Source organism: Mesorhizobium sp. B1-1-5, from assembly GCF_006443065.1.
GTDB lineage: Bacteria > Pseudomonadota > Alphaproteobacteria > Rhizobiales > Rhizobiaceae > Mesorhizobium.
On sequence record NZ_VFWS01000114.1, the window covers coordinates 1 to 16,395 of the forward strand.

The following is a 16,395-nucleotide window of genomic DNA, read 5'->3' on the forward strand; positions in this document are numbered from 1 at the left end:
GAGGGGGAGATGTCCGGCAGGACAGAGGGGGGCGCTGTCCCGCCAGCATCTCAATGTTTACGCCTTTAGGTACGCCGCCAGCGCCACCGCATTGTTGTGCGCCTCGTCATGCGCGCCATAAAGCAGCGTCGCCTTGCCTTCGCGCACTAGGCCGCGCAGCTGCACCACCGCTTCCTGGTTGGCGTCGAGCTCGGCCCGATACCGCTTCTGAAACTCGGCCCAACGCTCGGGCTCGTGCCCGAACCATTTGCGCAGCGCGTCGCTCGGCGCGATCTCCTTCAGCCATAGCGACAGTTCGGCGTCCTTCTTGCTGACGCCGCGCGGCCAGATGCGGTCGACCAGCACCCGTTGGCCGTCGGCTTTCGCCGGCGGCTCATAGACACGCTTCACCGCAATGTCGAAGGCCACTCACGCCTCCTTTGCCAAGCCCTGGAAAAGTACAGCGGTTGGGCTCGGCGACTTGGCCGGAGCCGTCCGTTCGGAATTGCGCCAACAAAGTACCGTTACGCCCACTCGCCCTTGCGCATCACCGGCACGCGGCCGCCATCCTTGGCCACGCCGTCAATGTCGATCTTGTCGGACCCGATCATCCAGTCGATGTGGATGAAGCTCTTGTTGCCGCCGCGCTCCGCGATCTCATCCTGGCTGAGCGACGCGCCGTTGACGAAGCATTTCGAATAGCACTGCCCGAGCGCGATGTGGCAGGCGGCGTTCTCGTCGAACAGCGTGTTGAAGAACAACAGCCCACTCCGCGCGATCGGCGAGGAGTGCGGCACCAGCGCCACCTCGCCGAGACGCCGCGCGCCCTCGTCAGTGTCGAGCACCTTCTGCAGCACGTCCTCGCCCTTCGAGGCCTTGGCCTCGACGATCCGGCCGCCTTCGAAGCGCACCGAGATATCGTCGATCAGCGTCCCTTGGTAGGAGAGCGGCTTGGTCGAGGAGACATGGCCCTCGACGCGCCTCGCATGCGGCGTGGTAAAGACCTCCTCGGTCGGGATGTTCGGGTTGCAGGTGATGCCGTTCTTCGCAGTCGAGGCGCCGCCCATCCACTCATGGCCGTCCGCCAGCCCGACGGTCAGGTCGGTGCCCGGTCCGGTGAAATGCAGCGCGTCGAAATTATGCTCGTTCAGCCATTTCGTGCGCTCGGCGAGCGCCGCGTTATGCGCCTTCCAATTGCCGATCGGGTCCTCGACGTCGACCCGCGAGGCCGAGAAGATGGCGTCGGCAAGCTTCACCACCGCGACGTCGTCCGGCTCACCCGGAAAGACCTGTTTTGCCCAGGCAAGGTCGGGATAGGCGACGATGTTCCAGTTGATGTCGAAGCCGGTGATCTTCTCCAGCGCCGGCTGGTAGGCCATCGAGTTGGCCTTGTTGGCGCGCGCCACCTTGGCCGGATCTTGCGACGACAGCAGCGACGGATCCTCGCCGCGCACCGCAAGCCGCGCCGCATTGTTGGAGAACGCCTTCGCCATGCCTTCGTAAAGCCAGCCGGCAGCGCGGTCGAAGCCGGCGTCCGCCCCATAGCGGAAGCGCGCCAGCGTGATCTCGTCGTCGTTGAAGATAGGCGTCACCAGCCCGGCGCCGGCCTTATAGGCGTGCTCGACGATGCGGCGGGTCAGCGGCAATGCCGCGATCGAGGAGGTCAGCACCAGGTCCTGTCCGGGCTGCAGCTGCAGTCCGACCTTGATGGCGACTTCCGCCAGCCTGTCGAGCTTCACCGGGTCGATGCTTGCCGAAACGCCGCGCGAATGTGTGGTCATGATCCTGCCTGCCATTATGTTGGGGTTCTCGTCCTTACATAGACCGCTGCGATTGACCTTTCCACCGCGATCGACTGGGCCTGCTTTCAAGCATGACGGACCGCGTCGTTGAAGAATGCGGAGCGGTTAAGCGGCGCTGTCCAGCGCCCGGAACTGCGCCATGGTCGCCTCGATCTCCTCGCGGATCCAGGCCTTGAAGTCGCGTACCTTGCGGCTTTCGCCCTTGGTGGCCGAGGTCACCAGCCAGTAACCCAGCCCGCTCTCGGCCCTGATCCCGAAGGGCGCGACCAGCCGGCCGTCGGCCAGCGCGTCGGCGGTCAGCAACTGCCAGGCGAGCATCACGCCATGGCCGGCAATCGCCGATTCCAGGCAAAGCATCGGATCGGTGAAACGCGCCCCTTTCTGGAAGGTGACCGGCTCGACGCCGGCCGTCTCGAACCAGCCGTCCCAACTGAACATCGCCTTTTCGTCGGTGATCGCGCAGGTCTGCGCCAGATCGTCGATCAACTTTAGCCTGGCCGCGATCGAGGGCGCGCAGACCGGAAACACTTCCTGGGCAAGCAGAAGCTCGGCGCGCCCGCCCGGCCATTTGCCGTCGCCAAGCCGGATGGCGATATCGATATCGGACCGGTCGAGATCGGCGATCCTGGCGGAGGCGTCGATGCGTAGAAGCACATTCGGGTGTCGCGCGAAATGCCGCGACAGCCTGGGCAACAGCCATTTCGAGGCGAAGGCCGGCGCCACCGAGACAACCAGCGTGCACTCGTTGGTCTCGTTGGCCAGCGCCACCGCTTGCGCAAGCTCGCGGAAGCCGGCGCTGAGCCGCGCCGTAAAGACGGCGCCGAATTCGGTCGGCACGAGCCCACCCGGCGTGCGTTCGAACAGCGCCTGGCCCAGCTGCTTTTCCGTGCGCTTGACCTGCTGGCTGACGGCGCTGACCGAGACGTTGAGCTCCGCCGCCGCGCCCGCCAGCGATCCCAGCCGGGCGACGGTTTCCACGGCGCGCAGGCCGTTGAGATGGACGCGGTTCAGCATAGCCATCCAGTTTTTCTAAAGTGAACGGACCGAAATCTCAATTGAAACCCGACAGGAAATGGCAGAATTTACCTGCAACAACCTTGAGCCATGAGGTGGCCCGATGAAGATTTTATCTTTGCTGAAAGGGCTTTCCGGCGCCGAGGCGAGGCCGCGCGACGACGGCGAGATCGCGCGCTGGATCACCGATCCGCTGTCGCATCCGGTGCTCGACACCATGTCGGAGCGCGAGCTCGGCGACATGCCCTTCCGGCTGACGGCCCGCCGCACAGAATATGAGACGATGGGCGCGGCTGGCCGCTAAGTTGCCGCTAAATTATTGGCCTTTTCGGCGGTGCTCCCCCTCATCCGGCCGCTTCGCGGCCACCTTCTCGCCAAGGGGAGAAGAGATCGCGCCGGCAGCGACAGGCTCCTCTCCCCACCGGGGAGAGGTCAGCCGAGCGAAGCGGAGGCTGGGTGAGGGGACGTGAACCTGGCCCAACGCAAGCGCATTGTTTCACCTGCACGCGCAATTACTGTGCACCGCAATGAACGCCTCGCCATCTCCCTTGCGGCTTGCTCTCGCCGGCATGGTCGCGCTTGCCGTCTCCATGGGCATCGGCCGCTTTGTCTACACGCCGATCCTGCCGGGCATGATGGAGGGACTTGGCCTGACACCGGCCGATGCCGGTTGGATCGCTTCCGCCAATTATGTCGGCTACCTCATCGGCGCGCTTGCCGCGGCCGGTGGCTGGGCGCATGGCCGCGAGCGCATGCTGGTGTTCGCCGGCCTCGCCGCCAGCGCCGTGCTCGCGGCCCTCATGGGGCTCAACGAGACCATGGCCGCCTTCCTCGTCATCCGCTTCGTCGCCGGCCTCGCCAGCGCCTTCGTCATGGTGTTCATGGCCTCGATCGTCTTCAGCCACCTGGCTGAGGCTGGCCGCGGCGATTTGCAGGCGCTGCATTTCGGCGGCGTCGGCCTGGGCATTGCCGCGTCCTCGGCGCTGCTGGCGATCCTCGTCTCCGAACATGCGGGCTGGGCCGCCGGCTGGCTCTGGTCCGGAGCGCTTTCGGCGCTTGGCCTGCTCATCGTCATGCTGCTCGCCGGCTCGACCGCGCCGGCCAACGTCGCCGACGGGCGCGAGCCGGCGCTGCCGAAGGACGGATCCCTGGTGAGGATGATCGTCGCCTACGGGCTGTTCGGCTTCGGCTATGTGGTGACGGCCACTTTCCTGGTCGCCATCGTCCGCCAGGGCGGCGGCGGGCGCGTCTTCGAGGCGACTGTCTGGATGGTCGCCGGCATTGCCGGCTTTCCCTCGACTTGGGCGTGGCAGAAGCTCGCCGGCCGCATCGGGCTCCATGCCGCTTATGCCGCAAGCTGCCTGGTCGAGGTAGTCGGCGTCACCGCCAGCGTCGTCGTCAAGGGCGCTGCCGGACCGTTGATCGCCGGCGTCCTGCTCGGCGGCACCTTCATCGCCATCACGGCGCTGGGCCTGCAGATGGGCAGGCAGCTCGCGCCGCGGGCGCCGCGCCGCATCTTTGCGGTGATGACGGCGGCCTTCGGCCTTGGCCAGATCGTCGGCCCGATCGCCGCCGGCCTGCTCGCCCAGGCTTCGGGCAATTACGTGCTCGCCTCGATCATTGCGGCGTCGGCGCTGCTCGCCTCTGGCGTCATTGCCTGGTCGGCTGCGCCAAAATCGCCATGATTTGCGGTTTGTTCGATGCCGGGCGTCGGGCACGGGCATTTTCTTTCCCCCTAATGTGTGACTTTATGCCCGCCGAACTGCAACGCCGCTGATTTGCGGTCAGACCGAGGAAACCCGCCACAGTGTTCGTATCCTTCTTCCCGCAGCCGAAGCTTTTCTTCACCTCGGCCGCCGTCTGGAGCCTTGCCGCGATCCTGTTCTGGTTCTTCGGCGGCGAGCAGCTGGGCGCCGTCTTCGGCCTGCCGCCCGTGGCGGCCGGTTCGCCGCCGATCATCGGCATCGCGGTGCTGTGGTCGAAGCCGTTTCTGTGGTTCTACATGTACTTCGTGGCCTGCGTGGCGATCTTCTACGCCTTCTGGAGCTGGTACGCCCCGCACCCGTGGCAGAACTGGTCGATCGTGATGACCGCCGTCATCCTGTTCTTCATCTACTTCAATGTTCAGGTCTCGGTTGCGGTCAACAACTGGTACGGTCCTTTCTTCGACTACGTTCAGGGCCTTATGTCGGGAACGACTCCCTCGACCAACACGGAATTCTACAAGGGATTGGCCGATTTCTCCTGGCTGGCGCTGGTCGGCATGAATGTGCAGGTGGTCAATGCCTTCATCGTCAGCCACTGGATCTTCCGCTGGCGCACCGCGATGAATGATTACTTCATGGCCAACTGGGGCCGGCTGCGCCACATCGAGGGCGCCTCGCAGCGTATCCAGGAGGACACGATGCGCTTCTCGCAGATCATGGAAGATCTCGGCTCGACCTTCGTTCAGTCGATCATGACGCTGATCGCCTTTCTGCCGGTCTTGATTCAACTGCAGGCCCACATCACCGAATTGCCGATCATCGGCGCGGTCCCCCAGCCGCTGGTCGTTGCCGCATTGGGCTGGTGTCTGTTCGGAACGATTTCCGTCATGATCGCCGGTCTCAAATTGCCCGGCCTCCAGTTCCGCAACCAGCGCGTCGAGGCGGCTTACCGCAAGGAACTTGTCTACGGCGAGGATCATCCCGATCGGGCGCAGCCGGCGACGACGACACAATTATTCGCCAATGTCCGCCGCAATTATTTCAAGCTCTATTTCCACTACATCTATTTCAACGTCGTGCGTTACACCTACCTGCAGGCCGACAACATCTTCTCGCTGCTGATCCTCGGGCCTTCGCTGGTCGCGCATAAGATCACGTTCGGCGCCCTGAATCAGATATCGAACGCGTTTGGCAAGGTGACGAATTCGCTTCAATTCCTACTGAATTCCTGGTCGACGATTGTCGAACTGCAGTCGGTGCACAAACGTTTGCGAGCCTTCGAAGCGACGCTGCAGGGCGAGCAACTGCCGATTGTCGATCAGCACTATCTAGAACGCGAGCAAGCTGGCATGCGTCCCGAAGATCAACCGGCAAGCTAGAGCGCGGCCAGTCCAGTTAGCCGCCCACACCCGCCTGTGTCTGGCCGGCTCGCTGGCGCGCGACATAGTCGCGTAAACTGATGCATTCGACTTGCGGCTTCACACAGACCTCATCCGCGAAGCGCTCCAGCGCGTTCCAATAGGCGCCGTTATTCATCAGCGTGAAGTGGAAGCCGAGCTCCAGCGGCAGGCGCTTGCCGTTGTACTGAGCCTCGAAAGCGGCGCGGAACGCCTGGTAGGCGCGTTCGGTGAATGCGTCCGACATGGCCGGCTTCTCGGTGCCGCCCGAGTGGCGGACATAAAGATTGTAGTCCATGGCGACGACCGGCTTCGCCTTCGGTCCCTCCGGGACAAGCGGCAGGGCAAAACGGGTTGTGCCATTCAGGGTCGGCGGCACGACCGGGCCGCTCGAGACGCCGCTCGCATCGTATTCAAAGCCGGCCTCGGGCAGCGCTTCGTAAAGCGCCTTATCGGTGGACAGATAGGGCGCGCGAAAACCGGTTGCGGTATGGCGGGCGAAATCGCGCCAGCCGGCCGGTTCCGGGATGCCGTTGATCGCGTAGGCGTTCTCGAAAATGCGCCGGACGGAGGCGAATTCGGCCAGCCAGTCGGCCTTGCTCCAGTCCTTGCCGTCGAAATGGCCGCAGGCATGGCTGCCGATGTCGTGGCCCTCGGCCGCGGCCATCCGGACCTGCTCCAGCCGGTCGGCGACATCCTGCTTCGAGGCGCCGAAGCCGACATTCGATTTGCCGGCGGCCTTGCCGGGGCCGGCATAGTGCAGCCGCGTCTCGGGAGAGAGCAGGAAGACGCAGGACAAGAAATAGGTGAAATGCGCGCCCGTGCGCTTTGCCAGCGCCCGGCTGCGCTGCCATTGCGAGATATCGCGGGCGGCGTCGAACGAGATCAGCACGACCTGCTTGGCCGGCGAAACGGTTGGCGATTTCGGCGGATCGGCGAAGGCGCCGTTGGCTGAGGCGAGCGAGGCGAGACTGATCGCAAGAACGCGGTACGAACGAAGCATTGACAACCTTCTGGCGGGGACGTCTCCGGCCGATCGGAAGCCGGCTATCGCGCAAATGTGGCGCGGTTGCGTTCAGGTATGGACTGTGGGCGCCCGGCATTCTCAGCCGATTTTCCGGCCCGCCCCCTTCCATGCCGACGAAATTTCGCTAAAACGCGGGCTCAAGAAGCGCCTCCTCCTGGGGCCGCAATGGTTTTGATTGATGTCGGACGACAGTTTTATCCGCGAAGTCAACGAAGAGATGCGTCGCGAGCAGGCGCAGAAGCTATGGGACCGTTTCGGCCCGGCCATTCTCGGCATCGCCATCCTGATCGTGCTCGGCACCGCCGCTGTTGTTGGCTACCGCTATTGGGACGAAACCCGCGCCAACCGCTCGGGCGACGCCTTCTCGGCCGCCCTCAAGCTCGCCAATGACGGCAAGAACGACGAGGCCATCGCCGCGCTCGACCAGCTGGAGAAGGACGGCTACGGCGCCTATCCGCTGCTCGCCCGCATGCGCGCCGCGACCGTCAAGGCCAACAAGGGCGACGTCGACGGCGCGGTCAAGGATTTCGACGAGGTCGCCGCCGACAACGCCATTCCCGCCGGCATTCGCGACATCGCGCGGCTGAGGGCGGCGCTCCTGCTCGTCGACCACGGCTCCTACGCCGATGTCTCCAGCCGCATCGAGGCGCTCACCGCCGACACCAATCCGCTGCGCCATTCGGCGCGCGAGGCGCTCGGCCTTGCCGCCTGGAAGGACGGCAAGTCGGCGGACGCGCTCAAACTGTTCGACCAGATCTCTTCGGATGAAGCCGCCCCGCGCAATGTGCGCCAGCGCGCGCAGCTGATGTCCGAGCTGATCCGCGGGTCGGGCAACGTGTCGTGATCCTGGATGGGCTTCAAAGTCGCCATCATCGGCCGGCCTAACGTCGGCAAATCGACTCTTTTCAATCGGCTGGTCGGAAAGAAGCTGGCGCTTGTCGACGACACGCCTGGTGTAACGCGCGACCGCCGCGTCCATGCGGCAAAACTCTACGATCTTCATTTCGATGTCATCGACACCGCCGGCTTCGAGGACGCAGCGGCTTCGACGCTTCCCGGCCGCATGCGCCAGCAGACCGAGATCGCCATTCGCGAAGCCGACCTCATCTTCTTCACGGTCGATGCCAAGTCCGGCCTGATGCCCGACGACCGCACCTTCGCCGAAGTGGTGCGCAAATCCGGCAAGCCGGTGGTGCTTGTGGCCAACAAGGCAGAGGCGCGTGGCGCTCAAGGGGGCATGCTGGAAGCCTGGGAACTCGGCCTCGGCGAGCCGATCCCGATCTCGGCCGAGCACGGCCAGGGCATGCCGGATCTGCGCGACGCGGTGATTGAAGCGCTCGGTCAGGAACGCGCTTTCGGCGAGGACGAGGAAGACGAAGCCGGCGAGATCGCCGCCAGCGAGGTTCTGATCGGCGAGGACATCGCCGACCCGGATGCTGAAGCGTCCTATGACGACACCAAACCGCTGCGCATCGCCGTCGTCGGCCGCCCGAACGCCGGCAAGTCGACGCTGATCAATGCGCTGATCGGCGAGGAGCGGCTGCTGACCGGTCCGGAAGCCGGCATCACGCGCGATTCGATCTCGGTCGACTGGGACTGGCGTGGCCGCAGGATAAAGCTGTTCGACACGGCCGGCATGCGCCGCAAATCCAGGATCCATGAAAAGCTGGAAGTGCTATCGGTGCAGGATGGCCTGCGCGCCATCCGCTTCGCCGAGATCGTCATCATCATGCTCGACGCCACCATCCCGTTCGAGAAGCAGGATCTGCAGATCGCCGACCTCATCATCCGCGAGGGCAGGGCGCCGGTGATCGCCTTCAACAAATGGGACCTGATCGACAACCCGCAGGAGCTGCTGGCCGAGCTGCGCGAAAAGACCGAGCGGCTCCTGCCGCAGGTGCGCGGCATCCAGGCGGTGACGGTGTCGGCCGAGACCGGGCGCGGTCTCGACCGGCTGATGGAAAGCGTCATCAAGACGCACAAAGTCTGGAACAGCCGCGTCTCGACCGGCAAGCTCAACCGCTGGCTGGAAGGCATCCTCGCCCATCACCCGCCGCCCGCCGTCGCCGGCCGCCGGCTGAAGATCAAATACGTCACGCAGGCCAAGACCCGCCCGCCGGGCTTCGTCGTCTCGTGCTCGCGGCCGGACGCGATGCCGCAATCCTACGTCCGCTATTTGACCAACAGCCTGCGCGAGGCCTTCGACATGCCCGGCGTGCCGATCCGCATGGCGCTGCGCACCTCGGACAATCCGTTTGCGGGCAGGGCGAAGAAGCGGTGAGGGCTTAAGCGGATAGGCGGCAACGCCTCTCGTTTCGTCATCCACGGGCGAAGCAAGGAGCGAAGCGACGCGCGCAGACCCTGGAATCCATTCCGTTATCTCGCGCGAGGAATGCAGCGGAGCTATCTCGCGCGAGGAATGCAGCGGAGCAGAATTCTGAACCTTCGCGGCGCTTCTAAGTCACGGAATGGATCCTCGGGTCTGCGCGCGTCGCTTCGCTCCTTGCTTCGCCCTGGAATGACGAAGTCGAAAGGCGGCGACCAAGACCTCACGCGACCTCTCGCAACCCATCACCCGTTCGCGCTCCCTCCGGCAGCGTCTCCAGCGCCGCCTGCAGCAGGATCTCCGCCAGCCGCGTCGCCACGGGGTCGAGCTCGGCGTCCTTCCGATGCAGGTGCAGCGCCATCGTCGGCAGGGCAGGAAGCCCGAGGACTCCCGGCGCGATCGCCCTGACATTGGCAGGCAGGCCGATATCGGTGCGGATCGTCAGGCCGAGACCCGCCGCCACCGCCGCCCAGATGCCGCCGAGGGAAGGACTCGAGAAGGCCATGCGCCAGGACATGCCCGCGCGATCGAGTGTCTCGGTCGCCACGGTTCTGAGCAGGCACGGCGCCTCGAACACCACCAGCGGCAGCGGCTCGCCATTGCGCGGACCAGCCTCGATCGGCTTGGCCGGGCCGATCCAGCGCGCCGGCACGTCGGCGACATGGCGGCTATAGGGCAGGGCCGTGCCGTCATGCCAGGCAAGCGCGATGTCGAGATTGCCTGACAGGACACGCTCGGCAAGGTCGTGGCTGCGGCCGATCCGTGCTTCGATGCGGACCTTGGGATGGGCGCGGGCGAAGCGGCCGAGCACGTCGGGCAGCACGGCCTCGCCGAAATCCTCCTGCAGGCCGAGCCGCACCCAGCCCTCCAGTTCGACATCGCGGATGGCGGCGGCCGCTTCGTCGTTGAGCTCGATCAGCCTCCGCGCATAGCCGAGCATCGTCTCGCCGGCTTCGGTGAGCGCCAGGCCGCGCCCAGCCTTGCGGAAGACCGGCGTGTCCGCCTGCTCTTCCAGCTTCTTCAATTGCGCGCTGACCGCGGATGTCGAGCGGCCAAGCCGTTCGGCTGCCTTGGCGAAGCTGCCGAGCTCCATGCCGGTGACGAAGGTTCTGAGGACATCGAGGTCGAAAGTGACACGGCGCATCGGATCGTCCTGATTTTCAGGAGTATTGATAAAAAACTTCCTGATTTTATGGATAAAGCTATGGCGCTACATCCTGTCCGTCAAGCCGTCAGCCGGCCGTCACGGGAATGAAGCAATGTCCGCCATCGTCACACGAAACGTCTGCCAGCCGCCCGCGGGAGACATTGCCGCCCGCCGTGCCTTCGGCCCCAACCATCGCTGGAAGGTGTTGGGCATCGGGGTCGCCGCCAATGCCGGCTTCTCCGCCACCTTCTCCGGCATTCCGGCAACCGCGGTGGCGATGCGCCAGGGCTACCACCTCGACAATGCCTCGCTGGGCTTGGCATTGGGTCTACTCGGTCTCGGCGTGGCGCTGAGCGAGCTGCCCTGGGGACTGCTCACCGACCGCTGGGGCGACCGCCGCGTGCTCCTGACCGGGCTCGGCGCGACGGCGGCATGGCTCTTCATCATGGCGATGCTCGTCGTGCCGACAAAAATGGCGGTACCCGGCGTCGCGCTGCTGTCGGCAAGCCTGCTCGTCGTCGGCCTGCTCGGCGGCAGCGTCAACGGTTCCAGCGGCCGCGCCATCATGGGCTGGTTCGGCGAGGGCGAGCGCGGCTTCGCCATGAGCATCAGGCAGACGGCGGTGCCGCTCGGCGGCGGGCTGGGCGCGCTTGTCCTGCCGTCGTTGGCGTTGAGTTTGGGCTTCACGGCGGTCTTCAGCCTGCTTGCGGTCGTCTCCGCGCTCTCGGCCTGGTTTGCCTGGCGCTGGCTGCACGAGCCGCCAGTGGAAAGCGGCGCTCACGCCGCCACTACCGCCAGCGGCCCGGCGCCGTTGCGCAACGTCGAGGTATGGCGCATCTCGGCCGCCATCGGCCTGCTCTGCTTCCCGCAGGTTGCGGTGCTGACCTTCGCCTCGGTCTTCCTGCATGACTTCGCCGGCATGGGCACCTTTGTGACCAGCGCCAGCCTCGCCGCGGTGCAGGCCGGCGCCATGGCGATGCGTGTCTGGAGCGGGCGCTTCACCGACCGCCACGGCAGCCGTCGCCCGTTCCTGAAACGCTGCAGCGCGCTGAGCGCATTTGCCTTCCTGGCGCTGTGGCTGCTGGTGATCGGCGCTGCCGGCGCGCCGTCGCTGCTGCCGTTGCTTCCGCTGATGGTCGTCGTTGCCGGCATATCCGTCTCCGCCTGGCACGGCGTCGCCTATACCGAGCTTGCCACGCTTGCCGGGGCCGGCCATGTCGGCACCGCGCTCAGCCTGGCCAATAGTTTTGTGTTCATCGGCTTCTGCCTGGTGCCGATCGCCATTCCGTGGCTGCTGGTGGTCTTCGCATGGCCGGGCGTGTGGCTCGCGGCCGCGATCTGCGCGGCGCTCGCCTGGCCGATCTTCCTGCGCCCCGCCTGATTGATCCCACGCCTTGTTCACCCAGGCCAGATTCTTCCCCGGCTTGCCGCAGAAACGGCAAGCCGGCTTTCCTCAAACATGAAAAGAACACGATCGATGTCGTTAACCACGCATCAAGGTTAATGCTTCATTTTGACTCTCCGGGGTCAGTAGCGTTCTGGAGAGTTCCGTGCATCGACGCGTTTCATTGCGGCTTGCCGCCGCCGCCGTTGCGAAAAAACGTTCCTTTCTTCCTCCTTTGGTACTCGGGCTCGGTATTTGGATCGGCTTCCCGTCGGCCGTCGCCTATCAGGATATGGCAAGCCTGATCTCCGGCCTGGAATCGTCCGACACCCGCTGGAACGCCTATATCGAGAAATCCGCCGCCGGCTCGGTGCATGCCGCCGAAATGCCGTTTGTCGATTCCGTCACCACCGGCTCGCTCTCCGGTTCCGGCGTGAATTTGCCGGGGGTGGGCACCGTCGCCTTCCGCGGCAAGGGCAGCGCCGTGGGCGCGACGCCCGATGAGGACCGCATCATGCGCGCCGACAAGAAGGGACGTATCGTCAAGGTCTCGCCGGTCGCGCCGCCCAAGAATTTCAGCGCCGGCTCGATTTTCGAGCGCACCTCCTCGTTGCTGCGTCCCGCGATGGACAGCGGCCTGAAGCTGACCTTCGCCAAGCCCGGCATCAAGGGCAAGGAAGTCCAGATCGCCCAGGCCTTCCATCTTCGCGAGGACAAGAGGCCGGATCCGGCGCTGCCGGCGGCACTTGTCGCTCTCGTCAACAACGACAAGCCGGACATTCTTGCCACGGCCTATGCCCAGTCCGCGCCCGACTACGCCAACGCTTCGCCCTTCGAGGCGCTGCTGCAGGACGATCCGAACGATGGCCGCTTCATTCCGCCGATGGGCAAGGGCGATCATGCCTGGCTGCAGACCCCCCTGCCGGCGAGTGTCTTTTCCAAGCCCGAGCAGGCCTGCCTTGCCAAGGGCATCTATTTCGAGGCGCGCAGCGAGCCTGTCCGCGGCCAGGCGGCGGTTGCGCAGGTGATCCTCAACCGCGTCCGCAACCCGACCTATCCGAAGACGATCTGCGGCGTCGTCTATCAGAACGACAACTGGTTCAACCGCTGCCAGTTCTCCTTTGCCTGCGACGGCAGGAAGAAGACAATCACCGACCTGGCCTCCTACAAGACCGCCCAGGAGGTTGCCATGGCGGTGACCGCCGGCAAGATATTCATTCCCGAGGTCGGCTCATCGACGCATTACTACGCCAATTACGTCCATCCGGGCTGGGCGCGGGCCATGCACAAGATGACCAGGATCGGCCTGCATATCTTCTACCGCACCTATGGCGGCGGCTGGAGCTGAGCCGTTAAGGCATGTCTCCCGAGAGTGGTAAGCGGTCTCGGGAAAAGACATGCGCGAAATCAAAACTTGAAGCGCATGGAGCGAATCTGAAGGATCGCGACGCGCTTTAGGCGGCTCAAGCTGAGCCGCTTAAATACCGCCCCGGCTATCCTTCCTCCGACGCCCGGCAATGCCTCGGCGGACGCGCCTTGTCGCGCGGATTCGCGCCGTCACCTCACGCGGGCGTGAGGGGCACGATGTCGCACCTCGATAAACTATTGATTTAACTGTTAAAAATACATCGCTCGGAAGTTCGGCCCGTGGCTTGACGGGGGCGGACCCTCTAACTATGTTGCCGGCGACTTTAGAAGCGGACGGACGGCAATCGTCTGCCCGGGCAGGGGGGTTGCGATGGCCGACAAAACCGGGCCAGACGGAACCGGAGAAACCGGCCGCGGCAGGCAGCCAGAAGCCACCATCCGCGACGACGAACTTGAGCGCCGCCGGCGCGATCTCGAAGCATCGCTTGCGACGAGGCGCACGGACCGGTCCGAGGGGAAAGACGAAGCGAAAGCTGCGACCGGTTACGGTCAGGCGCTGAAGCTGTCCAGCGAGTTCATCGCCGGAGTGGTGGTCGGTGTCGGCTTGGGCTGGATCATCGACCGTGTGGCGGGAATAGCGCCCTGGGGTCTGATCGTCGGCCTGTTGCTGGGCTTTGCCGCAGGCATACTCAATGTCCTGCGTTCGGCGGGACTGGCATCGGAATTCGGCCAGGGCGGCAAGCCGCGCGAGCCGAGAGAATGAAGTGAGGCGCCGCAGGGCGCTAAAGTGAATTAAAAAGCCGATTGTGGCTTTGACGGGGATTTAAAGTGGCTGCTGACAAGGTCGATCCGATCCACCAGTTCCAGATCCATCCGATCATCCCGCTGCATATCGGCGGCTACGACGTGTCTTTCACCAACTCCTCTTTGTTCATGGTCGTGACGATCGTCCTGGCGTCCGCCTTCCTCTATATGAGCACCGCCAGCCGGGCCTTGATTCCGGGTCGCCTGCAGTCGGTGTCCGAAATGGCCTACGAATTCGTCGGCAACATGCTGCGCGATGCCGCGGGCAAGCAGGGCATGCAGTTCTTCCCGCTGGTGTTCTCGCTGTTCATGTTCGTGCTGGTCGCCAATCTGATCGGCCTGTTCCCTTATTTCTTCACCGTCACCAGCCACATCATCGTCACCTTCACGCTGGCGATCCTGGTCATCGGCACGGTCCTCGTCTACGGCTTCGCCAAGCACGGCTTCGGCTTTCTCAAGCTGTTCGTGCCGCATGGCGTGCCGGGCTATCTTCTGCCGCTGGTGGTGGCGATCGAAATCATCTCCTTCGTCTCGCGGCCCGTCAGCCTCTCGGTTCGTCTTTTCGCCAACATGCTCGCCGGCCACATCACGCTGAAAGTGTTCTCGGGCTTCGTCGTCAGCCTGAGCGCGTTTGGCGCCGTCGGTATCGCCGGCTCGGTGCTGCCGCTTGCCATGGCGGTCGCGCTCTCCGCGCTAGAGCTGCTGGTGGCTTTCCTCCAGGCCTATGTGTTCGCGGTGCTGACCTGCATGTATCTGAACGACGCGCTGCACCCGAGCCACTGATTTTCACCGGCGCCCCGGCGCCAGCTTACCCAACGTACCAACTGCAACGAACAGAGAAACCACAGGAGTTTTGAAATGGACGCAACTGCAGCAGCTGCTATCGGCGCTGGTATCGCCTGCATCGGCATGGGCGGCGCGGGCATCGGCCTCGGCAACATCTTCGGCAGCTACCTCTCGGGTGCGCTCCGCAACCCGTCGGCTGCCGACGGCCAGTTCGGCCGCCTGATCTTCGGCTTCGCCGTGACCGAAGCTCTGGGCATCTTCTCGCTCCTGATCGCTCTGCTCCTGGTCTTCAAGTAAGAGCCGGAGCTGACGAAAGGGGCCGCATGGTGCGGTCCGTTCTAGGGACAGGGGAATGAGATGTTCGTGACATCTGCCTATGCGCAAGAAGCAGCGCCGGCCGCGGCCGAGGGCGATACGCATGCCGGCACTGCCGTGCCTGCCGCGGAGCATGAAGCGTTCCCGCCGTTCGATGCCAAGACCTTCCCGTCGCAGATCCTGTGGCTGGTCATCACCTTCGGGCTCTTCTATCTGTTCCTGAAGCGCGTTGTGATGCCGCGTCTTGGCGGCATCATCGATGTCCGCAACGACCGCATCACCCAGGACCTCGATCATGCCGCAAGGCTGAAGGGCGAGGCGGACGCCGCGGTTGCTGCCTATGAGCAGGAACTGGCGGAAGCCAAGGTAAACGCCAACAAGATCGGCCAGCAGGCGAACGACGCCGCCAAGGCGCAAGCCGAGGGCACGCGCAAGAAGCTCGAGGCCGAGCTTGAGAAGAAGCTTGGCGAGGCCGAGGCGAGCATCGCCTCGATCAAGGCCAAGGCGATGAAGGAAGTCGGCACCATCGCCGAGGACACGACCTCGGCCATCGTCGAGGCGCTTGTCGGCGGCAAGACCGACAAGGCCGAGATCGCGGCCGCGGTCAAATCCGCGAGCCGGTGAGGAGCGGGATCATGGACGCCACATCACTCGCCACGCTCTGGGCCACCATCGCCCTGATCATCTTCCTCGGCGCCGTCATCTATCTGAGGGTGCCGGGCATGCTTGCCAAGTCGCTCGACGCCCGCGCGGCCAAGATCAGCAGCGAGCTCGAGGAGGCACGGCGCCTGCGCGAGGAGGCCCAGCAGCTGCTGCGACAGTATCAGCAGAAGCGCAAGGAAGCCGAGAAGGAGGCCGCCGACATCGTCGCTGCCGCCAAACGCGAGGCTGACTTGCTTGCCTCCGAGGCGGCCAAGAAGACCGAGGACTATGTCGCCCGGCGCACCGCGCTTGCCGAGCAGAAGATCAGCCAGGCCGAGCGCGAGGCGGTCAGCGAAGTGCGCGCCACCGCCGTCGACATCGCCGTCGAAGCCGCCCGCGCGCTGCTTGCGGCCAAGGTCGACGTCAAGGCCGGCGCGGATCTGTTCAAGTCGGCGCTGGATGATGTCAAGGCCAAGCTGAACTGAGCTGATCGCAGTTACGAATGAGAAAGCCGCCTGGGCAACCCGGCGGCTTTTTTGTTTGATAGGGGAAGCGGGACGCCGAAGCTGCCAATCTCCCCGATAAGGGGCTACGCTATGCACACATTTCCGAGCAGCTGGTCTTTGGCGATAGCGTGCATGGCAGCTTGGCGCATGCATTGTCTTATGTAGCGCTGGTCGACCCCCACTCCGTCTCGG

The 16,395-nt window shown here is 64.6% G+C and carries 17 protein-coding genes; 12 read left to right on the forward strand and 5 right to left on the reverse strand.

What is annotated here, in order from left to right; translation table 11 throughout:
• Positions 1 to 57: 57 nt before the first annotated feature.
• From FJ980_RS24495 to FJ980_RS24505, 3 genes are all read right to left on the reverse strand, one after another.
• Entirely contained in the window at positions 58 to 408 is a 351-nt protein-coding gene (locus FJ980_RS24495; protein ID WP_140546293.1) for a DUF488 domain-containing protein, read from the reverse strand.
• A gap of 95 nt (positions 409 to 503) precedes the next feature.
• Complete coding sequence (locus tag FJ980_RS24500; protein ID WP_140546294.1) at positions 504 to 1,760, reverse strand: aminopeptidase; 1,257 nt, start codon at positions 1,758 to 1,760, stop codon at positions 504 to 506.
• 126 nt (positions 1,761 to 1,886) lie between these two features.
• Positions 1,887 to 2,801, reverse strand: a complete 915-nt coding sequence (locus FJ980_RS24505) for a LysR substrate-binding domain-containing protein (protein WP_140546295.1) — start codon at positions 2,799 to 2,801, stop codon at positions 1,887 to 1,889.
• 97 nt (positions 2,802 to 2,898) lie between these two features.
• Between FJ980_RS24505 and FJ980_RS24510 the strand changes: the two genes are divergently transcribed.
• The 3 genes from FJ980_RS24510 to sbmA all read left to right on the forward strand — a co-directional run bounded on the left by FJ980_RS24510 (position 2,899) and on the right by sbmA (position 5,880).
• Entirely contained in the window at positions 2,899 to 3,099 is a 201-nt protein-coding gene (locus FJ980_RS24510; RefSeq protein ID WP_140546296.1) for a hypothetical protein, read from the forward strand.
• A gap of 223 nt (positions 3,100 to 3,322) precedes the next feature.
• Positions 3,323 to 4,480: a YbfB/YjiJ family MFS transporter gene (locus FJ980_RS24515; RefSeq protein ID WP_246676538.1), complete on the forward strand. Its 1,158-nt coding sequence runs from the start codon at positions 3,323 to 3,325 to the stop codon at positions 4,478 to 4,480.
• A 122-nt stretch (positions 4,481 to 4,602) separates the two neighbouring features.
• Positions 4,603 to 5,880, forward strand: a complete 1,278-nt coding sequence (sbmA, locus tag FJ980_RS24520; protein WP_140546297.1) for a peptide antibiotic transporter SbmA — start codon at positions 4,603 to 4,605, stop codon at positions 5,878 to 5,880.
• A 16-nt stretch (positions 5,881 to 5,896) separates the two neighbouring features.
• Here the strand turns inward: sbmA and FJ980_RS24525 are convergent, their stop codons facing one another.
• A complete protein-coding gene (locus FJ980_RS24525; RefSeq protein ID WP_140546298.1) occupies positions 5,897 to 6,901 on the reverse strand; it encodes a polysaccharide deacetylase family protein in 1,005 nt (334 codons plus the stop codon).
• Between the two features lie 202 nt (positions 6,902 to 7,103).
• On the opposite strand from FJ980_RS24525, the gene FJ980_RS24530 reads away from it, so the two are divergent.
• Together FJ980_RS24530 and der are read left to right on the forward strand one after the other, a co-directional pair.
• Complete coding sequence (locus tag FJ980_RS24530) at positions 7,104 to 7,769, forward strand: tetratricopeptide repeat protein (RefSeq protein ID WP_140546299.1); 666 nt, start codon at positions 7,104 to 7,106, stop codon at positions 7,767 to 7,769.
• Between the two features lie 6 nt (positions 7,770 to 7,775).
• Positions 7,776 to 9,206 (forward strand): ribosome biogenesis GTPase Der, encoded by a 1,431-nt coding sequence (gene der / locus FJ980_RS24535; protein WP_140546300.1) that lies wholly within the window; start codon positions 7,776 to 7,778, stop codon positions 9,204 to 9,206.
• Positions 9,207 to 9,474: 268 nt separating this feature from the next.
• Here the strand turns inward: der and FJ980_RS24540 are convergent, their stop codons facing one another.
• Positions 9,475 to 10,395 carry a LysR substrate-binding domain-containing protein gene (locus FJ980_RS24540; RefSeq protein WP_140546301.1) on the reverse strand — a complete coding sequence of 307 codons (921 nt, stop codon included), beginning with the start codon at positions 10,393 to 10,395 and terminating at the stop codon, positions 9,475 to 9,477.
• A 115-nt stretch (positions 10,396 to 10,510) separates the two neighbouring features.
• Here FJ980_RS24540 and FJ980_RS24545 point away from each other — a divergent pair, with 115 nt between their 5' ends.
• The 7 genes from FJ980_RS24545 to FJ980_RS24575 all read left to right on the forward strand — a co-directional run bounded on the left by FJ980_RS24545 (position 10,511) and on the right by FJ980_RS24575 (position 16,182).
• Positions 10,511 to 11,779 (forward strand): MFS transporter, encoded by a 1,269-nt coding sequence (locus FJ980_RS24545; RefSeq protein ID WP_140546302.1) that lies wholly within the window; start codon positions 10,511 to 10,513, stop codon positions 11,777 to 11,779.
• A gap of 169 nt (positions 11,780 to 11,948) precedes the next feature.
• On the forward strand, positions 11,949 to 13,130 hold the full coding sequence (locus FJ980_RS24550; protein ID WP_140546303.1) for a cell wall hydrolase: 1,182 nt from the start codon (positions 11,949 to 11,951) through the stop codon (positions 13,128 to 13,130).
• A 390-nt stretch (positions 13,131 to 13,520) separates the two neighbouring features.
• Positions 13,521 to 13,913 (forward strand): AtpZ/AtpI family protein, encoded by a 393-nt coding sequence (locus tag FJ980_RS24555; RefSeq protein ID WP_140546304.1) that lies wholly within the window; start codon positions 13,521 to 13,523, stop codon positions 13,911 to 13,913.
• Between the two features lie 65 nt (positions 13,914 to 13,978).
• Complete coding sequence (locus FJ980_RS24560; protein ID WP_095768723.1) at positions 13,979 to 14,737, forward strand: F0F1 ATP synthase subunit A; 759 nt, start codon at positions 13,979 to 13,981, stop codon at positions 14,735 to 14,737.
• Between the two features lie 75 nt (positions 14,738 to 14,812).
• The gene (locus tag FJ980_RS24565; protein ID WP_027164582.1) at positions 14,813 to 15,037 is read left to right on the forward strand and encodes a F0F1 ATP synthase subunit C; all 225 of its coding nucleotides are present in this window, start codon (positions 14,813 to 14,815) and stop codon (positions 15,035 to 15,037) included.
• Between the two features lie 60 nt (positions 15,038 to 15,097).
• A complete protein-coding gene (locus tag FJ980_RS24570; protein ID WP_140546305.1) occupies positions 15,098 to 15,679 on the forward strand; it encodes a F0F1 ATP synthase subunit B in 582 nt (193 codons plus the stop codon).
• A gap of 11 nt (positions 15,680 to 15,690) precedes the next feature.
• Positions 15,691 to 16,182, forward strand: coding sequence for a F0F1 ATP synthase subunit B (locus FJ980_RS24575; RefSeq protein ID WP_140546306.1), 492 nt, complete (start codon positions 15,691 to 15,693; stop codon positions 16,180 to 16,182).
• Positions 16,183 to 16,395: the final 213 nt, after the last annotated feature.